Annotated in this window: 1 protein-coding gene; it reads left to right on the forward strand. The window is 70.3% G+C overall.

Going from position 1 to position 795, the window contains the following annotated elements:
* Nucleotides 1-795 (forward strand): AMP-binding protein (locus FL311_RS43450; RefSeq protein ID WP_194869650.1); only part of this gene is annotated, 795 nt, incomplete at both ends.

Genomic DNA, 795 nt, shown 5'->3' on the forward strand with positions numbered 1-795 from the left:
CTGCCGGAGGGGGTGAAGAAGAGGGCGCTGTGCGTGGACGAGGAGGCGGGGGAGGTGGCGCGCAGGCCGGAGATTGCGCCGCCGAGGGCGGTGCCACCGGGTGGCACGTGCTACGTGGTGTACACGTCTGGAAGCACGGGGAAGCCGAAGGGGGTGGCGCTGTCGCACGCGGCGCTGTGCAACCTGCTGCTGTGGCAGAAGGCGCACTCGGTGAAGGCGGAGGCGAGGACGCTGCAGTTCGCGTCTTTGAGCTTCGACGTGTCATTCCAGGAGATTTTCGCGACGTGGAGCGCGGGAGGGACGCTGGTGGTGCCGCCTGCGGCGCTGAGGCAGGACGTGCCTGCGCTGCTGGACTTCATGGCGAGCCAGGGGGTGGAGAGACTCTTCGTGCCCTTCGTGGCGCTGCAGGCGCTGGCGGACGCGGTGGCGCACGGGGCGAGGGTGCCGCAGTCGCTGCGAGAGGTGGTGACGGCGGGAGAGCAGTTGCAGGTGACGCCGGCGGTGGTGGCCCTCTTCGAGAAGCTGCCGGGGTGCGTGCTGGAGAACCAGTACGGCCCGTCGGAGACGCACGTGGTGAGTGCGTACCGGCTGAGGGGGCCGGCGGGGAGCTGGCCGAGGCTGCCGCCGATTGGAGTGCCGCTGCCGGACACGAAGCTGCTGGTGCTGGATGAGAAGGGGAGGCTGTGTCCGGTGGGGGTGGCCGGAGAGCTGCACATTGGAGGAGCGCAGCTGGCGCAGGGGTACCACGAGAGGGCGGAGCTGACGGCGAAGCGCTTCGTGCCGGACGGGTACGCG

Origin of the sequence: Myxococcus sp. AB025B (assembly GCF_006518215.1) — a bacterium.
In the GTDB taxonomy this organism is placed as follows: domain Bacteria; phylum Myxococcota; class Myxococcia; order Myxococcales; family Myxococcaceae; genus Myxococcus; species Myxococcus fulvus.